The 17,076-nt window shown below is 64.6% G+C and carries 18 protein-coding genes; 7 read left to right on the plus strand and 11 right to left on the minus strand.

Features of this window, described 5'->3' with window-relative positions; translation table 11 throughout:
• Nucleotides 1–17: 17 nt before the first annotated feature.
• From ACSFC5_RS17545 to ACSFC5_RS17555, 3 genes are all read right to left on the minus strand, one after another.
• Complete coding sequence (locus ACSFC5_RS17545) at nucleotides 18–983, minus strand: plastocyanin/azurin family copper-binding protein (RefSeq protein ID WP_440766539.1); 966 nt, start codon at nucleotides 981–983, stop codon at nucleotides 18–20.
• Between the two features lie 308 nt (nucleotides 984–1,291).
• Complete coding sequence (locus ACSFC5_RS17550; protein ID WP_440766540.1) at nucleotides 1,292–1,753, minus strand: plastocyanin/azurin family copper-binding protein; 462 nt, start codon at nucleotides 1,751–1,753, stop codon at nucleotides 1,292–1,294.
• 128 nt (nucleotides 1,754–1,881) lie between these two features.
• Nucleotides 1,882–3,105 carry an MFS transporter gene (locus ACSFC5_RS17555; RefSeq protein WP_440766541.1) on the minus strand — a complete coding sequence of 408 codons (1,224 nt, stop codon included), beginning with the start codon at nucleotides 3,103–3,105 and terminating at the stop codon, nucleotides 1,882–1,884.
• A 185-nt stretch (nucleotides 3,106–3,290) separates the two neighbouring features.
• Here ACSFC5_RS17555 and ACSFC5_RS17560 point away from each other — a divergent pair, with 185 nt between their 5' ends.
• Nucleotides 3,291–3,947 carry a DUF6517 family protein gene (locus ACSFC5_RS17560; protein ID WP_440766542.1) on the plus strand — a complete coding sequence of 219 codons (657 nt, stop codon included), beginning with the start codon at nucleotides 3,291–3,293 and terminating at the stop codon, nucleotides 3,945–3,947.
• Between the two features lie 18 nt (nucleotides 3,948–3,965).
• Here the strand turns inward: ACSFC5_RS17560 and ACSFC5_RS17565 are convergent, their stop codons facing one another.
• The 3 genes from ACSFC5_RS17565 to ACSFC5_RS17575 all read right to left on the minus strand — a co-directional run bounded on the left by ACSFC5_RS17565 (nucleotide 3,966) and on the right by ACSFC5_RS17575 (nucleotide 6,440).
• Nucleotides 3,966–4,304, minus strand: a complete 339-nt coding sequence (locus ACSFC5_RS17565) for a DsrE family protein (RefSeq protein ID WP_006092750.1) — start codon at nucleotides 4,302–4,304, stop codon at nucleotides 3,966–3,968.
• 106 nt (nucleotides 4,305–4,410) lie between these two features.
• Entirely contained in the window at nucleotides 4,411–5,691 is a 1,281-nt protein-coding gene (locus tag ACSFC5_RS17570) for an RNA-guided endonuclease InsQ/TnpB family protein (protein WP_440766543.1), read from the minus strand.
• Nucleotides 5,692–5,939: 248 nt separating this feature from the next.
• Nucleotides 5,940–6,440 carry a methyltransferase family protein gene (locus ACSFC5_RS17575; RefSeq protein ID WP_440766544.1) on the minus strand — a complete coding sequence of 167 codons (501 nt, stop codon included), beginning with the start codon at nucleotides 6,438–6,440 and terminating at the stop codon, nucleotides 5,940–5,942.
• A gap of 200 nt (nucleotides 6,441–6,640) precedes the next feature.
• Here ACSFC5_RS17575 and ACSFC5_RS17580 point away from each other — a divergent pair, with 200 nt between their 5' ends.
• Together ACSFC5_RS17580 and metX are read left to right on the plus strand one after the other, a co-directional pair.
• A complete protein-coding gene (locus ACSFC5_RS17580) occupies nucleotides 6,641–7,978 on the plus strand; it encodes an O-acetylhomoserine aminocarboxypropyltransferase/cysteine synthase family protein (protein ID WP_440766545.1) in 1,338 nt (445 codons plus the stop codon).
• Between the two features lie 13 nt (nucleotides 7,979–7,991).
• On the plus strand, nucleotides 7,992–9,197 hold the full coding sequence (gene metX, locus ACSFC5_RS17585; protein WP_440766546.1) for a homoserine O-acetyltransferase MetX: 1,206 nt from the start codon (nucleotides 7,992–7,994) through the stop codon (nucleotides 9,195–9,197).
• A 97-nt stretch (nucleotides 9,198–9,294) separates the two neighbouring features.
• Here metX and ACSFC5_RS17590 read toward each other — a convergent pair whose 3' ends face one another.
• From ACSFC5_RS17590 to ACSFC5_RS17600, 3 genes are all read right to left on the minus strand, one after another.
• Nucleotides 9,295–9,879, minus strand: a complete 585-nt coding sequence (locus ACSFC5_RS17590; protein ID WP_440766547.1) for a hypothetical protein — start codon at nucleotides 9,877–9,879, stop codon at nucleotides 9,295–9,297.
• 153 nt (nucleotides 9,880–10,032) lie between these two features.
• Nucleotides 10,033–10,404: a hypothetical protein gene (locus ACSFC5_RS17595; RefSeq protein ID WP_440766548.1), complete on the minus strand. Its 372-nt coding sequence runs from the start codon at nucleotides 10,402–10,404 to the stop codon at nucleotides 10,033–10,035.
• 157 nt (nucleotides 10,405–10,561) lie between these two features.
• Complete coding sequence (locus ACSFC5_RS17600; protein WP_440766549.1) at nucleotides 10,562–12,073, minus strand: amidohydrolase family protein; 1,512 nt, start codon at nucleotides 12,071–12,073, stop codon at nucleotides 10,562–10,564.
• A 159-nt stretch (nucleotides 12,074–12,232) separates the two neighbouring features.
• Between ACSFC5_RS17600 and ACSFC5_RS17605 the strand changes: the two genes are divergently transcribed.
• Complete coding sequence (locus ACSFC5_RS17605) at nucleotides 12,233–12,613, plus strand: hypothetical protein (RefSeq protein WP_440766550.1); 381 nt, start codon at nucleotides 12,233–12,235, stop codon at nucleotides 12,611–12,613.
• Nucleotides 12,614–12,647: 34 nt separating this feature from the next.
• On the opposite strand, the gene ACSFC5_RS17610 is transcribed toward ACSFC5_RS17605, so the two are convergent.
• Together ACSFC5_RS17610 and serB are read right to left on the minus strand one after the other, a co-directional pair.
• Entirely contained in the window at nucleotides 12,648–13,409 is a 762-nt protein-coding gene (locus ACSFC5_RS17610) for a helix-turn-helix domain-containing protein (RefSeq protein ID WP_440766551.1), read from the minus strand.
• Nucleotides 13,410–13,500: 91 nt separating this feature from the next.
• Nucleotides 13,501–14,151, minus strand: coding sequence for a phosphoserine phosphatase SerB (gene serB, locus ACSFC5_RS17615; protein ID WP_440766552.1), 651 nt, complete (start codon nucleotides 14,149–14,151; stop codon nucleotides 13,501–13,503).
• A gap of 106 nt (nucleotides 14,152–14,257) precedes the next feature.
• On the opposite strand from serB, the gene ACSFC5_RS17620 reads away from it, so the two are divergent.
• The 3 genes from ACSFC5_RS17620 to ACSFC5_RS17630 all read left to right on the plus strand — a co-directional run bounded on the left by ACSFC5_RS17620 (nucleotide 14,258) and on the right by ACSFC5_RS17630 (nucleotide 17,021).
• Entirely contained in the window at nucleotides 14,258–14,872 is a 615-nt protein-coding gene (locus ACSFC5_RS17620) for a DUF6498-containing protein (protein ID WP_440766553.1), read from the plus strand.
• Nucleotides 14,873–15,123: 251 nt separating this feature from the next.
• Entirely contained in the window at nucleotides 15,124–15,702 is a 579-nt protein-coding gene (locus ACSFC5_RS17625; RefSeq protein WP_440766554.1) for a hypothetical protein, read from the plus strand.
• Between the two features lie 323 nt (nucleotides 15,703–16,025).
• Nucleotides 16,026–17,021, plus strand: a complete 996-nt coding sequence (locus ACSFC5_RS17630) for a DUF4397 domain-containing protein (RefSeq protein ID WP_440766555.1) — start codon at nucleotides 16,026–16,028, stop codon at nucleotides 17,019–17,021.
• Nucleotides 17,022–17,076: the final 55 nt, after the last annotated feature.

The following is a 17,076-nucleotide window of genomic DNA, read 5'->3' on the forward strand; positions in this document are numbered from 1 at the left end:
GCGCCCGTCGCCACCGATCACTCGAGCAGCAGTTCGCCGCGCATCATGGCCTCGTGGGGCGCACAGACGTAGTATGCCAACTCCTCGCTCGCCTCGAACTCGAGGAACTGGTCGTCGCCCGACTCGTCCGTAATATCTGTCTCGTAGTCGTCGACGAGTTCGTCGTCCTGGTCCCAAAGCTCGATGTTGTGGGGGACGCCGTCGCCCCCCTCCCAGCCGATCCGGTACGTTTCGCCTTCCTCGAGGGCGAGCGTCGGATTCGTTACGCCCTCGATCGCCGTCGGCTCGAGTCCCTCCCAGCCTTGCACCTGTCCCTCGAAGACGATGGTCGTCCCGGGATCGATGCTGACGGCGTCGCCAGTTTCGGTCCCGCTATCGTCGTCGTGCTGATCCCCGTCGTCCGCCGGGGGTTCGGCCCCGTCGGTCCGGATCTCACCGCGCATTGTGCCGCTGTGCGGCTCACACACGTAGTACGCCAGTTCCTCGCTCGCCTCGAACTCGAGTCGCTGATCGGCGGGTTCGCCGTCGTCGGTTAGGTCGGTTTCGTAGTTGTCGACGACTTCGTCGTCCCGATTCCAGAGCTCGATATTGTGGCCCTGTCCGTCGCCGCTGACCCAACCGATGTCGTACGTCTCGCCCGCCTCGAGGTGGAGCGTCGGATTCTCCTCGCCGTCGATCGTCGGTGGCTCGAGACCGACCCACCCACTGGTTCGGGCGTCGAAGCGAATGGCGGTCCCGGGACCGATTCCGGAGTCGGCCGATCCGCCGTCAGCGTCGCTTTCGTCGGCGTCGGATTCCGCGCCGGGGTCGCCGTTATCGGGAGACCCGTCGTCGGCGTCGTCGTCCGTCCCGTCCTCGGTCGCGTCACCGCGCTCGTCGTCGGTCCCGGCCTGATCGACACAGCCCGCGAGCGTTCCGGCTCCGACCCCAGCACCGACGGCGTACAGCAGTGTTCGACGTGTGAACGGATCTGCAGTTGGCATGCGTAGTCGTTCCCGACACAGTTCATAAAACCAACTGGTCTCTCGAGGGGGCGTCGGAGAGACCGGCCAGCGGGTCGTCCGTCGGTCGAACCGCTGTAGCCGCAGCCCCGCCGCGTTGTCACCTCTCAGTCGACGCGGTATCAGGCATTCGCGGACTGCGGTCTCGCTGTGGGTTGTGCCAAAAAAGTGACCCGCAGAGCCGAAAAAAGCCGAGACAAATACCCGATGATGCTATCGGTTCAACGCCGTCGACACGCGGCGCGAGTTACGACGAGGTTGTGACGTCGTTACTCGTCTTCGTCGTCACCCTACTCGACTTCGATCTCGCCGCGCATCGAGCCGGAGTGTGGCTCACAGACGTAGTAGGCCATCTCGTCGGTGACTTCGATCTCGAGCATCTCGTCCTCTGGTTCTTCCGTGATCTCCGTCTCGTAGTCCTCGATGAGTTCGTCGTCCGAGTCCCAGATCTCGATGTTGTGGCCCGACCCGTCGCCTTCGTCCCAGCCGATGTTGTAGGTCTCGCCCGACTGCAGGGCGAGCGTCGGGTTCTCGACGCCCTCGATATCGCTCGGCTCTTTGCCTTCCCAGTAGCTCGCGTTCCCGAAGAAGACGATGTCCGTTCCGGGGTCGATCGAGAAGGTTTCATCGTCGCCGTTCCCGTTGCCGCCGTTGTCGTCGTCGTCACCACAGCCGGCGACCAGTGCGGTCGCTGCGGCCGCACCGGTGAGCTTCAGCGCGGTTCGCCGTGAAATTGCGTTGTCTCGCGTCATCAACCGAGGGTTAGGGTTGAGCACATAAAAATTGATACCCTCTATCGTGACGCTGTCATGCGGTTACATACCAGTGATCTCGCTGGTAGTTCTCGGACAGCGACTGATCGGAAAGAACGTGAAGGCGATTAGATACGACCGTGGCCGAGGCGATCGTTTCGACCGACCGACCAGCGCAAGAATATTGGAACGGCGATCAGCGCGATCACGATCTCGAGGCTTCCGACGACGAGGAAGGCGAGATCGTAGCCGTACGCGCTCGCGACGGTGCCGCCGATGAGAAAGCCGCCGAGAAAGCCCAGGCTGCCGGCGATATTGAAACCGGCCATCGCGACCCCGCGTTCGCTCTCGGCGGCGATATCGGTGACGAGCGCCATCGTGGCCGGCGAGACCAGCGCGCCGAGGACGCCGACGGCGACCATCGCGGTCGCCGCGGTCGCGACCGATGGGGCGGCGCCGACGGCGAGGATCCCGATGCCGTAACACAGCGAGCCGACGACGATCGGGATCGTCCGTCCGATTCGATCGGACAGCGCGCCCATCGGGTACTGCAACAGGGCGAACGGCGCGAAAAAGCAGGCCAGCAAGAGCCCGGTCGTCGCTGGACCGATGCCGAACGCCTCCTGAAAGTAGAGCGTCCCGACGAGCGCGAAAAAGCCCGCCGTCAACCGATCGACGAAGCCGAACGCGTAGGGGATCGAAAGCGTCGGCCGCTTTCGCACGCCCTCGAGGAGCGCGCGTGCGGTTCGCCGACTATCCGGCGTGCGGTCGTCGACGCGGGTGACCAGCGCGCCGACGCAGACGAGCAGGACGGTGGCGCCCAGCAGCGGCGCGATCGGATCGAGTTCGGTGAGTCCGCCGCCGATCGGCGCGCCCAGAGCCGCGCCGAGTCCGATGGCGATGCCCGCCGCACCCATATTTCGGCCGTGGCCGCCCTCGAGATCCATCAGCATGGTCATCGTCAGCGAGAACGCCCCGATCGTCATCGCGCCCTGGAAGACTCGCAGGGCGAGAACGCCCTCGAACGGGATCGATCCGATCGCGGGAACGGCGGCCAGCGCGGCGTAGCCGGCGGCCCCGGCCAGCGCCCCGGCGACGATGAAGGGCGTTCGTCGTCCGGTCACGTCGCTTGCGAGACCCCAGACCCCGACGAAGGCGACGTATGCCGCGAACTCGGCGACGAGAAACCACATGCTCGCGTCGAGTTCGGTCGCCGCGAACGCCGACCTCGTCTCGTCGGCCCCCAGCGTCTCGACGAGCGTTCCGACGCCCGGATAGAGCAGTAACTGGGAGAACAGCACGGCGAAGACGACGGTAGCGAGGACGACCCGATCGCGGTCACTCGAGTGCACGCCTCACCCTTGATACTACGTGATTATCAAGTCGTTCGTCCCGGATGGAGCGAAGACGTTGCCGTTTGCGGGTTCGAGCACGTCACCCCCACGACTTTCGCGACAGCGACGCAGCCGAGTCGCTTCCCTGATAGCGTTCGCCGAGAACCGATACGCTTTCGTTCGTCGCTGACCTGAATGAGTCGATGACAGTCACACGCCGGGATGTGCTTGCTGCGGGAGCGACCGCCGGTGCGGGAGCGATCGCCGGCTGTTCCGGTGCGCTCGAGGACTCCCTCTCGTCGATGCCAGCGGTCGTCTCCCCGTCGGTACTCGAGGAGACGGGCTACAGCGAACACACCGTCGAGGAGGTCGTCGTCGAGCGAACGGTCGGTCGATTCGGCCTCGAGCGCTCGATCTCGGTGACCAACTGGTACGCCGAGTACGACCGCGCGGTTTCGCTCGACGCGATCGGGTTGACGCGCCTGCAGGCGTCGGTCTGCTCCGTTCTCACGACGCCGCAGGTGTCCTTTCTCGGGCGGACGTTCAACCCCGTCGGCGAGTACTCGACGGACGAACTCGTCGCGCTGATTCAGGATCGGTACGACCAACTCGAGGACGTCGAACGCGTCGGCGAGGAGTCCCTCTCGATACTGGGTACCGAGACGACGGTCACCCGCTACACCGCCCGCGCACGGCTGGTCCCCGCTGGAACGACGCTGGACGTCTACGTACAGGTGAGCGAACCCGTCGCCCACGGCGACGACTTCGTGATCGCCGTCGCGGTCTATCCGCAGTTTCGGGGCTACGAGGCCGAATCGGGGGCCGTGCGGACGCTGCTCGGGTCGCTCGAGCACGAATGAGTTCGTCGGTCGGTTCGATCAGGGGCGGATGTAGGCGTAGCCGTCGTCCTGTAAGCGCGTGAGTTCGCCGCCGCCGGAGGAGACGGTCTCGACGCCGTCGACGAGGTCCGATTCTGTGAGATCCTTCAGATCGAGCGTGTTGCTACAGGCCTTGAACGAGATGCCGCGCTCGAGCATCGACTCGACCGTCTCGCTGCCCTCGCCGCCCGCCGTCAGCGGTTCGATGCCGTCGGCCTGTGCGACGACGGCGACGTCGTCCACGTCGACGGAGTCGTCCTTCGTGAGGTTCTCGGCGATGGTGAGCGCCGTCCGTTGCTGGTCCGGCTCGGCCGCGATGAGGTGGAAGACTGTCTGCACGGTCGTGGCTCCGCCCCGCGCCGCAGTAGTGGTTGGGCTTGCAACGTTGACATCCTCCACACGACTGAAGTTGTGGGATTCCCGACCGCCGTTGGGATATTGTGGTTTACGACGTGACCTGTTCTCGAGGTGCGAACGCACCAGTTTCCTTGTCAAACAAGAACGTCGATGGCTGTGCCAACCAGCCGTTACTCCTATCAACGCCATCCGTGGCGAGACTCGGAGATACTTTCTGTCGAATGTTCTCAGCACCGTTCACATCCGCGTTCGCCACCGTACCGCACTCATCACAGGCGTATAACCCACGTTCAACGCGGTTCGTATCGCGCTTGCGACCACAGCACGAACACAACTTCGACGTATCCCGTTCCGACACTTGCTCGACCGTGATGCCTTCCATCCCGGCTTTGTAGGCCAACAGGTCGGTGAAGCGGTCGAACGCCCACGAATGCAAGTCCAAGTTCCCGTGTTTACCCCAGTTCTTCGCCTCATCGTGCTCCTCGTCCTCACGAATACCAGAGAGATCGCCCACCACGATCGTTCCAACACCTTCGTCCGCACACCGTTGGACGATGTGTTTGGAGAGCGTGTGGAAGTAGTGGGTGCGGCGAGCCGACTTGTTCTGATTCAACCGAGTGGCTTGCTCGGAGTCCGTGTCGTCACACCGAGCAATGCGTTTGCTGAAGTAGTAGTCGTCTTGCTTCAGGCAGTTAAGCGGATACAACTCGGCGTGGCCGTCCTCGTAGGCGAGGGCGGCGAAGTTGTTGATACCGAGGTCGAGACCCACGGTCTTCTCACCGGGTGTGTCGGACACTTCAATTTCGACTTTGCACACGAAGTGGAGTTCCCACTCGTCACCCGTCCAGACGCCCCTGACTTGTTGGACGTTCTCCACGGTGGAGAGGTCAACGTCGGGTCGAGTTTCGTATTCGCAGAGGATGAAGTCCGACCAATATTCTTTGAGGTTCGACCCTTTGGATAGTCGGACGCGGTTGTATTTGGTGTCGAGTTTGAAGCCTTTGTTCTTGAACGTGACCGTCGAACGTGGATGATCGTCGCCGTGTTTGCGGTAGCCGGGCGGGTTCGCTCTCGTGTCTCCGTTGCGTCGTTTGCCGTACCAGCCGTTGAACGCCTCAGCGAGTTCTTGAAGGACTCGCTGGCTTGACTGAGAATGCAGGTCATCATAGCGTTTGTGCGACTTCAGGTACGCGGTGAGTTCGTCGTGTTCTGGGATGTAGCCGATTTCATCCCAGACGCGACTGATTGTCCACCGTCCGACGTTCCAGAGTTTTGAGGCGGCGAATCCAAGCGAATCAAGATCATCGGACACCTGCTTATGATTCCTGACGGAAGCAGTGTAGGTGCGAGTGACGACTTGTTTCGCCATACGTAACCTATGTAGATAAACCTACTTGAAGGCATGGATTACGCAGCGTGGAATATCCTGCTATGCCATCGAACGATGGACTGTGTAGTGGGTTGTCGGATTCATCCCACGACTGAAGTCGCGGGCTTTCTCCTCGATGTTCTGTAACGCTCGACTCTGTGGCCGAGGGTCGCCGTTCGAGCGTCGCGCGACTCGCTCGAGAGCGGCGGTACACGCGGATCGCGGCGAGGTCGACCGGAGTGGGGCCGCTACGTCTCTGCCGGCCGTCCGGTCGGCAGCCAGCGGGGAACCCGGTCACAGTACGCTTCGTAGGCCTCGCCGTGTTTCTCCCGCAGGTGTGGCTCTTCGAACTCGATGATCCGTCGGTGAAAACCGAGCCAGCAGACGACTCCCCACCAGAGCACGTGAACCGACCTGTACCGGACGGCCTGTCCGACGACGAGCAACAACACGCCGACGTACATCGGATTTCGCGAGTAGCGGTAGACGCCGCCGGTGACGAGTTCGTCCGGTTCGTCCCTCGGGGCGGGCGTTCCGTTGCCCTCGCTCGAGAACCGCAAGGCGGTGTGGAGATACAGCAGCGCGCCGGCGACGAACGAAACGGCTCCGACGACCCTGGCTCCGCGGGTGTCGAGCGTCGACGACTCGCGATCGTACCGGGCGAGCACGCGGGGAATGCCCTCAACGACGGTTCCCGGAACGACGACGGTGAACACCGCCGTTTTCAGTAACACGGGTAGCGACGACATTTGAACTCCTCCCGCCGACGTACTCCACGAGCGGTGATATAACCGATCGGCGACCGACGAATCGAGCGACTCGCTCGCGTGGCAGACGGACGGACGGCCGTCGAATACGGCCCCGCTCCGCGTGCCAATCCCACCGAATCGGCTGCGGTTTTTGCCGTTACTGAGACGCATAAGAACGTGCAGTAGTATGCATACTAAACATGAGCGACGACGCGAGCGACGGGACCGAGCGCCCCTGTCCCGAGCGCGGTCTCGGGACACGTAGCGTACACGCCGGCCAATCGCCCGACCCCGAGACGGGCGCGATGGCCCCGCCGATCTACCAGACGACCTCCTACGTCTTCGACGACGCCGACACCGCCGCCGACCGCTACGCCCTCGAGGACGACGGCTACATCTACTCTCGAATCGCCAATCCGACCGTCACGACCCTCGAGGATCGCCTCGCCTCCCTCGAGGGCGGCGCGGGCGCGGTCGCGACGGCGAGCGGGATGGCCGCGCTGGACTCGGCCGTGCTGATCCTCGCCGAGGCGGGCGACAACGTGGTCTGTTCGACCGACACCTACGGCGGGACGACGGCCTACTTCTCGAAGACGGCCTCCCGGCGAAACATCGAGCCGACGTTCGTTCCGACCCTCGAGTACGACGCCTACGAGGAAGCGATCGACGAGGACACCGCGTTCGTCCACGTCGAGACGATCGGCAACCCCTCGCTCGTGACGCCCGACTTCGAGCGCGTCGCCGAGATCGCCCACGACAACGGCGTCCCCCTCATCGTGGACAACACGTTCGCGACGCCGGCGCTCTGTCGTCCCCTCGAGCACGGCGCTGACATCGTCTGGGAGTCGACGACCAAGTGGCTCCACGGCTCCGGGACGACCGTCGGCGGCATCCTCGTCGACGGCGGCACGTTCCCGTGGGGCGAGCACGGCTACGACGAAATCGCCGGCCCGAACCACGCCTACCACGACGTCGACTTCTCGCGGGACTTTTCGGACGCCCCGTTCGCTGCAACGGCCCGATTCCGCTCGTTGCGGAGTCTGGGCAACCAGCAGTCCCCTTTCGACGCCTGGCAGACGCTACAGGGACTCGAGTCGCTGCCCTTGCGCGTCGAAAAACACTGCGAGAACGCCTCCATCGTTGCCGATTACCTGGTGGACCACGAGGACGTCGCCTGGGTCACCCAGCCGGGTCTCGAGGACCACCCGACGCACGAGAACGCCTCGCGCTACCTGAGCGACTTCGGCGGGATGGTCGCCTTCGGGCTCGAGGGCGGGTTCGAGGCGGGCAAGGCCTTCTGCGAGAACGTCGAGGTCGCCCAGTTCCTCGCGAACATCGGCGACGCGAAGACGCTCGTGATCCATCCGGCGAGCACGACGCACGGCCAGCTAACGCCCGCAGAACGGACGGAAGCGGGCGTGACGGACGATCTAATTCGAATGTCGGTCGGCATCGAGGACCCTGAGGACATCCTGGCCGACCTCGAGCAGGCCATCGTCGCGGCGAACCGAGCGGCGAGCGACGCGGGTGCGGATTGAGAGTCAGATACCGATGACGACCAAGAACACTACCGATCTCGGCGAGTTCCAGTTCTGCTCGGGGGAGACGATTCCGTCACTCGAGGTAGCCTACGAAACCTACGGCGACTTTACGGGCGACAACGCGGTGCTCGTCTGTCACGCGCTGACCGGCAGTTCCCACGTCGCCCGTCGGCCGGACGCCGGCGGCGACACGGCGGGACAGGCCCGCGCTTGGTGGGGTGACGTCGTCGGTCCCGGGAAAGCGATCGACACGAGCGAGTACTACGTCGTCTGTGCGAACGCGCCGGGTTCGTGTTACGGCACGACGGGACCCTCGAGCGAGAACCCCGAAACCGGCGAGCCCTACGGAACCGACTTCCCGCCCGTCACGGTGGGTGACTGGAGCCGCGCCCAACGGCAACTGCTGGACGAACTCGGCGTCGGTCGCCTCCACGCGGTCGTCGGCGGCAGCGTCGGCGGCATGAACGTCCTCGACTGGCTGCGACGGTTCCCCGACGATGTCGAGCGCGCCGCCGGCGTCGCCACGGCGGCCAGACTCGACCCGCAGTGTCTCGCGCTCGACACGGTCGCCCGCCGGGCGATCACCAGCGATCCGAACTGGAACGGCGGCCACTACTACGACGGGCCGGGACCCGACGACGGCCTGGCTCGAGCGCGCCAGATCGGCCACATCATGTACCTCTCGAAGGCCTCGATGTCCCGGAAATTCGGCCGGCGCTCGGCGGGCCGGGAGGCCGTTCGAGAAGAGCCGCCGGACCCCGCGGCCGCCTTCTTCCCGTATCGGGAGGTCGAGTCCTATCTGGATTATCAGGCGGACAAGTTCACCGACCGATTCGACGCGAACAGCTACCTCTACATGACGCGGGCGATGGACGACTTCGACCTCTCGGCGGGGTACGAGTCCGACGCCGACGCGCTGGCCGCTTTCGAGGGCGAACTCCTCTTGCTCTCGTTTACCGGCGACTGGCACTTCACCGTCGAGCAGGCCGAAGCGTTGGCCGAGGCCTGCCGAACCGCGGACGTCGACGTCGCCCACCACGTCGTCGAGTCCGACCACGGCCACGACGCCTTTCTCGTCGAACCCGAGAAGGTCGGCCCGCCGCTCTCGGAGCTGCTCGAGGCCGGGCTCGCCGGACGGACGATCACCGACACCGAGTCGGAGCCCGAGGAGCCGGAATCGTTCGCGCCGGTTCACACGAGCCTCTTCTCGGAGTGAGCCTGACGCGGCCTCGAAAATAGCACCGGATGGACGGTACCGATCGACCGGCCCGTTCGTCGTTCGATCTCGTCTCCGGTACTCGGTAGTCAGCGGATCAGACGGCCGGTGAGTCGACGTCCGGAACGAGGTTGCGCACGATGTAGACGGTTCCCGCGGCGATCGCGCCGACGAAGAGACCGAGGACGATACTGTTGACGAGCAGTCCGCCGATCTCGAGACTCTGGTCGACCTGTGATACGGCGAGGATCGAAGCAAGGAGCCAGAGCACGATCGTTCCGACAACGACGCCTGCGGCGGCCGTGATCATCGTCTGTCGGTCGTCCGCGAGCATTCGGACCGCGAGGTAGCCACCGACGAACAGGGCGAGGACCGCGGCGATGAACGGCGCCCCGACGGCCGGGAGGAATTCGAACCCGTTCTCGAGGAGGACCCCACGATCGCCGGGGTAATCGAAAACCTCCTGATCGACGATGCCGGCGACGATAACCAGCATCCCCATTCCGGCACCCAGCAGCGTGTAGAGCGCGACGATCGCCTTGACGTACGCCTGCGTGAGCGGCTTCGTGAGCAGGTCGGTGATCGACTCCTCGTCGACAGCAGGCTGTGTCGGCTGTCCCTGGCCCGATACGTCCGCATCGCGCGTCGCGTTCCTCTCAGCTTCAATGTTCGAATCTGACATAGTGTGTGTAGCTCCCATGTCGATCACTTATCCCTTCTGGTAAGACAGTCACGCGGAATGATTGTATTCGAAGCCGCGGCTCGGTTGGACCCGTTGTGTCTCAGTAGTAGCCGATGAGCCGGCGTCGGAACTGCCTGTCCCAGTGAGTCGCAGTTAGTAGCCGTGGTCGGACGAGACGAACTGTTCGGCTCGTGAGTGCTCGGCGCGCTGCTGGTTGATCCAGCGCCGAAGATCGGCCGCGAGCAAGGCGGGACTCTCGAGGCGGAAAAGCCGCGCCGAGATGCCCATCCCGGTCGGCGACCGAATCATCGCGATTAGGGCCCACATCGTCCCGGCCGCGAGCGAGCCGGCGGCGGAGAAGGTCATGCCGAGGGTGAAAAACGTCGCCCCGTAGACGAAGCCGATCCCCATCGACGGGAGGCTCGTGCCGAGCGGGACGCGGGCCGTCGCGTCGCGCAGCGTCGGCGCGAGAAAGACGATCGAAAGGCCGCTGCCGATCATGAAGATTAGGTCTTGCCACATCATAGAACCAGTTACTCGATGACGAGTTAATAACGTTCTCGGTCTCGAAATCGGCAATTGAACCGGTTATTCGCGGTTTAGAGACGTTCTCGGAATCGTGACTCGCGGAACGAACGGAGGGAAACCGACGGGACCGATCACGGCCGCTCGAAACGGCGGCTTACCACTCTCTCGTACCACTCCGTTCGAGGATCCGCCGTCCGGATCGGACGAGCTGCTTTCGTCGTTTTCTGGCGGTCGGGTTGACCAATTTTCCGCCCCGCTTGACGACGTCGCCGTCTACGAGCACCGTATCGACGTTCGCGACGCCCGCCTGGAAGACGAGCGTTTCGACCGGATCGTGGACCGGCGTCGTGTTGATATCGTCCGTCCGGATCAGGGTGACGTCCGCTCGCTTCCCCGGCGTCAGCGAGCCGACCTCGGCTTCGAGGCCGAGTGCGCGCGCGCCCTCGATCGTCGCGAACTCGAGGGCGTCGCGGGCGGTCAGCGAGAGCTCCATGACCTGTTCGCCGGCCTCGACGGTCGGCTGGTTGTCCAGCGCCCGCTGGGTCTGTAGGGCAAAGCGCGTCTGTGTGAACATGTCGCCGCTGACGTTCGAGACGATGTCGACGCCGACCGACGGAATCGCGCCGCCGTCGACGGTCTCGCGGAGCGCCGGCATCCCCATCCCCATCTGCATCTCGACTTCGGGCGTGATCGACACCGAGCCGCCCGACTCGCCGATCAGGTCGAACTCTTCGTCGGTGAGCCGGTTGGCGTGGACGTAATTCAGGTCGTCCCCGAGGAGGCCGAGTTCCGCGAGCGTCTCGACGCCGCCGGGGCCGAGCGAGCCGATGTGCATCGACGCCGGAATCCCGAGTTCCCGGGCGAGTTCGATATCCTGGGTGACGACCTCGTCCGTCGAGTAGTCGGGACCGCGAATGCCCATCGCCAGCGTGAGGAGGCCGTCGTCGTCGGGGAACCGTTCGTCGTGCAGTCGGCGGATGTCGTCCGGGTGTGGCTCCGTGCTCTCTTCCCACCACGTGTCGCTGTCGTCCCCGGGCGGTCCGTGCGCAAAGACGGCTCGAATCCCGGCGTCCTCGAGGCCGTCGATCGCGCGGTTCGTGTGCCCCGGCGAGTTGGCGATGTGGAACCAGTCCAAAATCGTCGTGGTCCCGGCGTTCAGTTGCTCGAGGGCGCCAAAGAGGTTGCCGAGGTAGGCGTCGTTGGGGGTGTAGTGACTGCTGATTTCGCCGAGCATCGTCTCGAGATACTCCATGAACGACCAGTCGCCGGCGACGCCGCGGACGCCCGCCTGCCACGCGTGCAGGTGCGAGTTGACGAACCCGGGGAAGACGATGGCGTCGCTGGCGTCGATAGTCTCCGCGTTCGGCGCGTCGATATCGTGGCCGATCTCCTCGATTCGGCCGTCCTCGACCAACAGGTTCGCGTTCTCGAGGACGCCGTACTCTTCGTCGACGGTAACGATCGTGCCGTTTTCGATCAGCAGGCACCCGCTCTCGAGTCCGTTCCCGCGGCCCGGTCCCTTTCCACGACTGCGTCCGCGACCGGGATTGCCTTCGTGTGCGCTGCCGATACCGGCAAAGGAAAGCGCCGCCAGTGCGCCGCCGCTGAGTCCGAGGTAGTTCCGTCGCGAGACGCTCGAGTCGGGTTCGGTGTCGTCTGCGTGCATAGTTGTTCTCACCCGACAGTACCGCCCGACCGGAGTTGGAATTTCGTTCGGTATATTCCAACTCGTCGGTGGTGCGTGACAGATGCCTCGAGTAGTCGGATTCTGCGCGGTCCGACGACCGACACGACTATGAGAAAGACGATAAGAAATTCACATATATTGGCGCTGACCGTTTACGCTGCCCGCTCGTCTCCCGTTCGATTCGCGCTCGAGGCGCTCGCCCTCGCTGTCCTCTCCGCCGTGTTGCTGTTCGGCGGGACGCAGTCCGGGATCGTCGTGCCGACGCTCACGTGGGTGACGCCAGTCCTCGTGACCGCGGGCATCGGCTCGGGCGTGCTGTTCTGGCGGTATTCGACCAACAGTGGACAGGGTCTCGCTCACCCCCGGCTGTGGGGATATCCGCTCGTGGCAGAACTACTCGGCGTCGTCGCCGCCGGCGCGCTCTGGATCGCGTTCGTCCCGCCCGTGTACGGCCGGGATCTAGTCTACGGCGTGCTGGCGCTCGCTTGGACGGCGTTCGTACTCTCCTGTACTGATTGATTTGGGGCCGACCATCGTTCGAGTCTCTCGGCACTCAATCGTCGGCCGTCAACTGCATCGCCTGGACAACCGGATCGCCCGTCTCGCTCGAGACGAACGTCGTCGCGAGCCAGGATTCGGCCTGGGTCAGGCGGTACTGCAGCGTCGAGGTCGGAATCGCCTCGATTTCGGCGATCTCCTGTATCGAGTGGCGTCGCGGACTGTCGTAGTAGCCGTACTCGACGGCCAACTCGAGGGCTTCGCGCTGTTTGTAGGGTAGCTCCGCCTGCGTTGCGTTCTCGTCCGGCCACTCGCGTGCGCCGCTGACGCGTTCGAACTCGAGGCTGAGTCCCTCGCGCAGGTGCTCGTTGAGTTCGTCGTAGATGGGACGCACGGCGGCGTCGTCTTCGGCGAGAATGCGCCACTTGTACTCGTGGCCGTGCTGTTCGGCCCGACAGAGGACGCCGTCCTCGAGATGTGTCGCGGCGAGGTAGGGGACCGATCGGCAGCCGTCGCCCTCCGATTGCCGGGAGTAGATGAGTCGACGCGTGGGCCGCTCGGAGAGGGTTTCGTAGGTCCAGTCGATCGGACAGCCGCCCATCCCGCGCACGCTCGAGCACCGAGAGAGGTTTGCCAACCGATCGTCGTAGACGGAAAGCGCTTCGCGTGGCCCCGTCACCTCGTCGAGTCGCCACATCGTCTCCGACGTGGCGTGACACGAAACGGTCCGCGCGTAAAGTCCCGGATGATCGATAAAGGCGTCCATCAGGTGGTCCGCGCCCCGCTCGTAGGTGATCGTAAAGGCGAATTCGCGCATACGAACCCCAACGCGGGACGGCGGTATCAACGTCCTGTTGGCATATCCCAACTACCCGCTCGCACGCTCGTCGTCGAGAGGCTAGACGGAGTCAGTGCTCCTCGAACACGCCGTCTGCGAGCAGTTCCTCGCGGGCTTCGGCCATCGAGGTGACGACGACGTCGCAGTGGGGTTCGACGGCCGGTTTCGGCTCGAAGCCGATCGCGAGGCCCGCAACCTTCAGCATCGGCAGGTCGTTCGCACCGTCACCGATCGCGACGCAGTCCTCGAGGACGGCCCCGACGTCGCTCGCGAGGTTCTCGAGGGCAGTGTCTTTGGTCCCCTCGATGAGCGAGCCCGTTACGTCGCCCGTCAGTTCGGTTTCGTCCTCGTTCATCGGCAGGCGGTTCGAGACGATGTGGTCGACCGAGACGCCCTCGCGCTCGAGTGCGGTCGCGACGCCGCGTTCGAACCCGCCGGTCAGAATCGCGGTCGTGACGCCGGCCTCGTTCAATTCGGCGATCAGGTCCGCCGCGCCCTCGCGGAGTTCGACCTCGTCGAAGGCGGCCTGGGCGTCTTCGGCCGGGAGACCCTCGAGCAGCGCGGCCCGTTTGCGCAGGCTCTCGGCGTAGTCGATCTCGTCGTTCATCGAGGCCTCGGTGATCTCGGCCATGTCGTCGGCGACCCCACACCGGTCGCCGAGCAGCACGGTCATCTCGGAGTCGGAAAGCGTTCCGTCGAAGTCGAAAGCGACGACTGTCATCGTCAGCGGGTTGTGCGGCCCCAGATAAACCAGTTCAGGTTTCGTCGTGAACGACCAGATCCTTTATTGTCACCTGACCAGAACGAGTCGACAGCACTGAGTATCGATGCGCTCCCTGCGACCCCCGGATCGACGCAGCGATTCGGACGACTTCAGTCCGATCCTTCTGGCGAACCTCCTGCCGCTGGCCGGCGTCCTCTGGCTCGGCTGGGAGCCGGCGACGCTCGTGTTCGTCTACGGCCTCGAGATTCTGCTGTCGCTGGTGCTCGCCGGCGGGAAGGCGCTGTTCGCCCAGCAGCCGCCGCCGACGGACCGCGACGGCGTCGTCTCCGTCTCTGAGGCGAGCCTGACGGCCAAGCGCGGCAGCGTTCGCGTGACCGACTCCCTGCCGCCGATCTATCCACGCAACGTTCCGTTCGCGCTCGGCGTGACCGGCGGACTCGTGCTGTACGGCGTCTTCCTCGTCGTCGTCCTGTCGCTGACTTTCGAGAGCGGTTCCGGACTGACGCGGCCGGACGTCCTGTTCGGGCTCGTCGCGCTCGTCGTCGGCCAACTCGTGGAGACGAGACGACAGTACTTCGGTCGCCGGGAGTACGAACGCGTCTCGCCGTACGCCGTCGTCGAGACGCCCGCTCGACAGCTCTTCGTGCTGGTGTTCGTCCTGATCCCTCTCGCTCCCGCGCTCGGGTCGACCGGCGTCCTCGCCTCGTCATCTGTCTGAAGCTGCTCGTCGAGTGGTCGTCGTTCCGAGCGAGCCACGACACCGACACCGAGAGTGCCACCAACCGCTTCGTCGCTCGGTTCGTCGGATGGTTCTCCGGTCCGGCGGCATCGGCCGACGCACGGGACCCGGTTCGCGCCCCGGAGGCCCCGCCGGACGAACGGATTCGCCCCGCGCGGAACGCCCTCCTGCTCGAGGGTGCCCTGCTCTCCATTTGGACCGTCGCCTTCTTCGTCCCCTTCTTCGGGACCATGTGGCTCTTCATCGTGCTCGCGGTCACGGCGTGGTCGGGCTCGGTATTGCTGTTCTGGCTCGGCGTCGTCGCGTCAGCCCACCTGTTGGTCGTCGTGCTCGGGATTCGGGTTGCCACCCACTACCTCGAGTACGGCACGCTCGAGTACCAGCGCCGCGGGGACTACATCGTCGCCTACGACCGCGTTCTGGAGGCGCCCCAGTGGGCGTCGTCGATCTACCGGCTTCGGGACGTGACGGTCGTCGGCGACCGGATAACCGATCGACTGCTCGGGACGCGGACGGTCCGGGTGACCACCGGAATTCGATCGACGGAGACCGAGCGCCGCCTCGGCCCGGTCGCCGATCCCGAACGGCTGGTCCACGTCTTCGAACTCCCGGTCGCGACGACCGATCTCGAGCCGGTCAACCGTCCGCTCGCGGCCGGTGCCGTCCTCCTCGCCGTCGGTATCGTTCTCTCGGCTGCCGCGTTTCTCGTTGCCCCCGGCGTCTCCGTGGACGCTCGTCTCGACGCGCTGGTGTACGCGCCGTTTCTCATGCTCGTGCCGGCGGGGCTGTGGAAGCTGGCCTGTCGCTAGTCGGGTCGGGTGACCGCCTGCTAGACGGTCGTACGAACGATTCAGCGGGCGGTGCCGGGAGTCGCGACCGAAGAGACCCTTCGAGACGGAGCGTCCCGATCCACAGCTAATTACTCGGTGGTATCGACCGATTTCTCACACCCCCGTGAGACGAAATCGCACGGGTCTCCCGGTAGGAGACCTCCCACGAGACCGGCAGTTGCTCGTCGAGCGAGGGGGGTTGACTCTCTCGAGCAACAGCCGATGACGCTCGAGTAATCTCGACCCGGGGGTGAAACGATCGAGCTGGATTTTCTCCTGTCGGATCGTCCCGAGCAGCGGCTATGACACACACACGACGAGCGATACTCAAGTCGGTCGGTACGATGGGCGCGATCAGTGTCGTGAGCGGATCTGCGTTCGGACAGCAGCAGGGACAGGAGCCGTCGACGGGCAGTGTGCTCGCCAGTGTCGCCCACTTCTCGCCGGACGCGCCGCCCGTGGATTTCTACCTCAACGACTACCCCGTCGCGGCGGGTATCGGGTACGACGAGGTGACCAACTACGTCGAACTCGGAGCCGGTACGTACTCCGTTTCGATCGCCGAGGCCGGCGGGACGGAGCGGTTCGGCCACCTCCAGTTCGATCTCGAGCCCGGCTACTACACGATCGTGCTCTACGGACTCAATCAGACGAGTTCGCTACAACTGGGTAGCCGATTCGAGGCCACGTCGGAGTATCAACTCCCGGAGCAGGGACAATCGAACGTGGGACTGGTCCACTTGTCGCCGGATGCGCCGGCCGTCGACGTCGTCGTCAACGGCGAGACGGTCCTCTTTGAGTCCATCCAGTACGGTGACGGAACGCCGTATATCGACCTTTCCGCGGGGACCTACACGGTGGATCTCGTCCCCTCGAGCGAGAGTCCCGCCGAGACCGATGATGCTGTCACCGATACCGATTCGACGACCGAGGGTGAACCGATCGACGAGGTGTACCCGGTCCCTGAGGACGATTCGGCACCGGAATCAGACGGTGATACCGACGACGGCTATCCATCCGAACCACCGACTGGACCCGACCCCTATCCGCCGGAGTCAGACGACGGCTATCCGGACGACGAGTATCCGATCGAAGCGCCGACCGAACCGGAGGACGTGCAACCGACCGATCCGGAGACGTCGGACCTGCTCTTGTCGTTCGAGTTCGAGTTCGACTCGCGAGCCGTCTACACGTGCTGGATCATCGGCTATGCGGACGATGACGCACCCGAGGATCGACAGCTGTCGGTTAGCATCTTTCGAGACGGTCCGACGGTGCAAGGCACCAGCAACTACTGATCGCTCCCGCGCCGGCCGTGAGCCCATTTCGGACAATTTTTGCCACGCCTCCCAA

It is taken from the genome of Natronorubrum marinum, from assembly GCF_052040125.1.
Classification (GTDB): domain Archaea; phylum Halobacteriota; class Halobacteria; order Halobacteriales; family Natrialbaceae; genus Natronorubrum.

What these genes read in the sequence shown, in the direction of transcription:
- ACSFC5_RS17570 (WP_440766543.1), bottom strand. Translation starts at nt 5,691, where the DNA reads ATGGCGAAACAAGTCGTCACTCGCACCTACACTGCTTCCGTCAGGAAT.
- ACSFC5_RS17620 (WP_440766553.1), top strand. Translation starts at nt 14,258, where the DNA reads ATGCGCTCCCTGCGACCCCCGGATCGACGCAGCGATTCGGACGACTTC.
- ACSFC5_RS17545 (WP_440766539.1), bottom strand. Translation starts at nt 983, where the DNA reads ATGCCAACTGCAGATCCGTTCACACGTCGAACACTGCTGTACGCCGTC.
- metX (WP_440766546.1), top strand. Translation starts at nt 7,992, where the DNA reads ATGACGACCAAGAACACTACCGATCTCGGCGAGTTCCAGTTCTGCTCG.
- ACSFC5_RS17595 (WP_440766548.1), bottom strand. Translation starts at nt 10,404, where the DNA reads ATGATGTGGCAAGACCTAATCTTCATGATCGGCAGCGGCCTTTCGATC.
- ACSFC5_RS17600 (WP_440766549.1), bottom strand. Translation starts at nt 12,073, where the DNA reads ATGCACGCAGACGACACCGAACCCGACTCGAGCGTCTCGCGACGGAAC.
- ACSFC5_RS17590 (WP_440766547.1), bottom strand. Translation starts at nt 9,879, where the DNA reads ATGTCAGATTCGAACATTGAAGCTGAGAGGAACGCGACGCGCGATGCG.
- ACSFC5_RS17630 (WP_440766555.1), top strand. Translation starts at nt 16,026, where the DNA reads ATGACACACACACGACGAGCGATACTCAAGTCGGTCGGTACGATGGGC.
- ACSFC5_RS17610 (WP_440766551.1), bottom strand. Translation starts at nt 13,409, where the DNA reads ATGCGCGAATTCGCCTTTACGATCACCTACGAGCGGGGCGCGGACCAC.
- ACSFC5_RS17575 (WP_440766544.1), bottom strand. Translation starts at nt 6,440, where the DNA reads ATGTCGTCGCTACCCGTGTTACTGAAAACGGCGGTGTTCACCGTCGTC.
- ACSFC5_RS17550 (WP_440766540.1), bottom strand. Translation starts at nt 1,753, where the DNA reads ATGACGCGAGACAACGCAATTTCACGGCGAACCGCGCTGAAGCTCACC.
- ACSFC5_RS17580 (WP_440766545.1), top strand. Translation starts at nt 6,641, where the DNA reads ATGAGCGACGACGCGAGCGACGGGACCGAGCGCCCCTGTCCCGAGCGC.
- serB (WP_440766552.1), bottom strand. Translation starts at nt 14,151, where the DNA reads ATGACAGTCGTCGCTTTCGACTTCGACGGAACGCTTTCCGACTCCGAG.
- ACSFC5_RS17560 (WP_440766542.1), top strand. Translation starts at nt 3,291, where the DNA reads ATGACAGTCACACGCCGGGATGTGCTTGCTGCGGGAGCGACCGCCGGT.
- ACSFC5_RS17625 (WP_440766554.1), top strand. Translation starts at nt 15,124, where the DNA reads ATGTGGCTCTTCATCGTGCTCGCGGTCACGGCGTGGTCGGGCTCGGTA.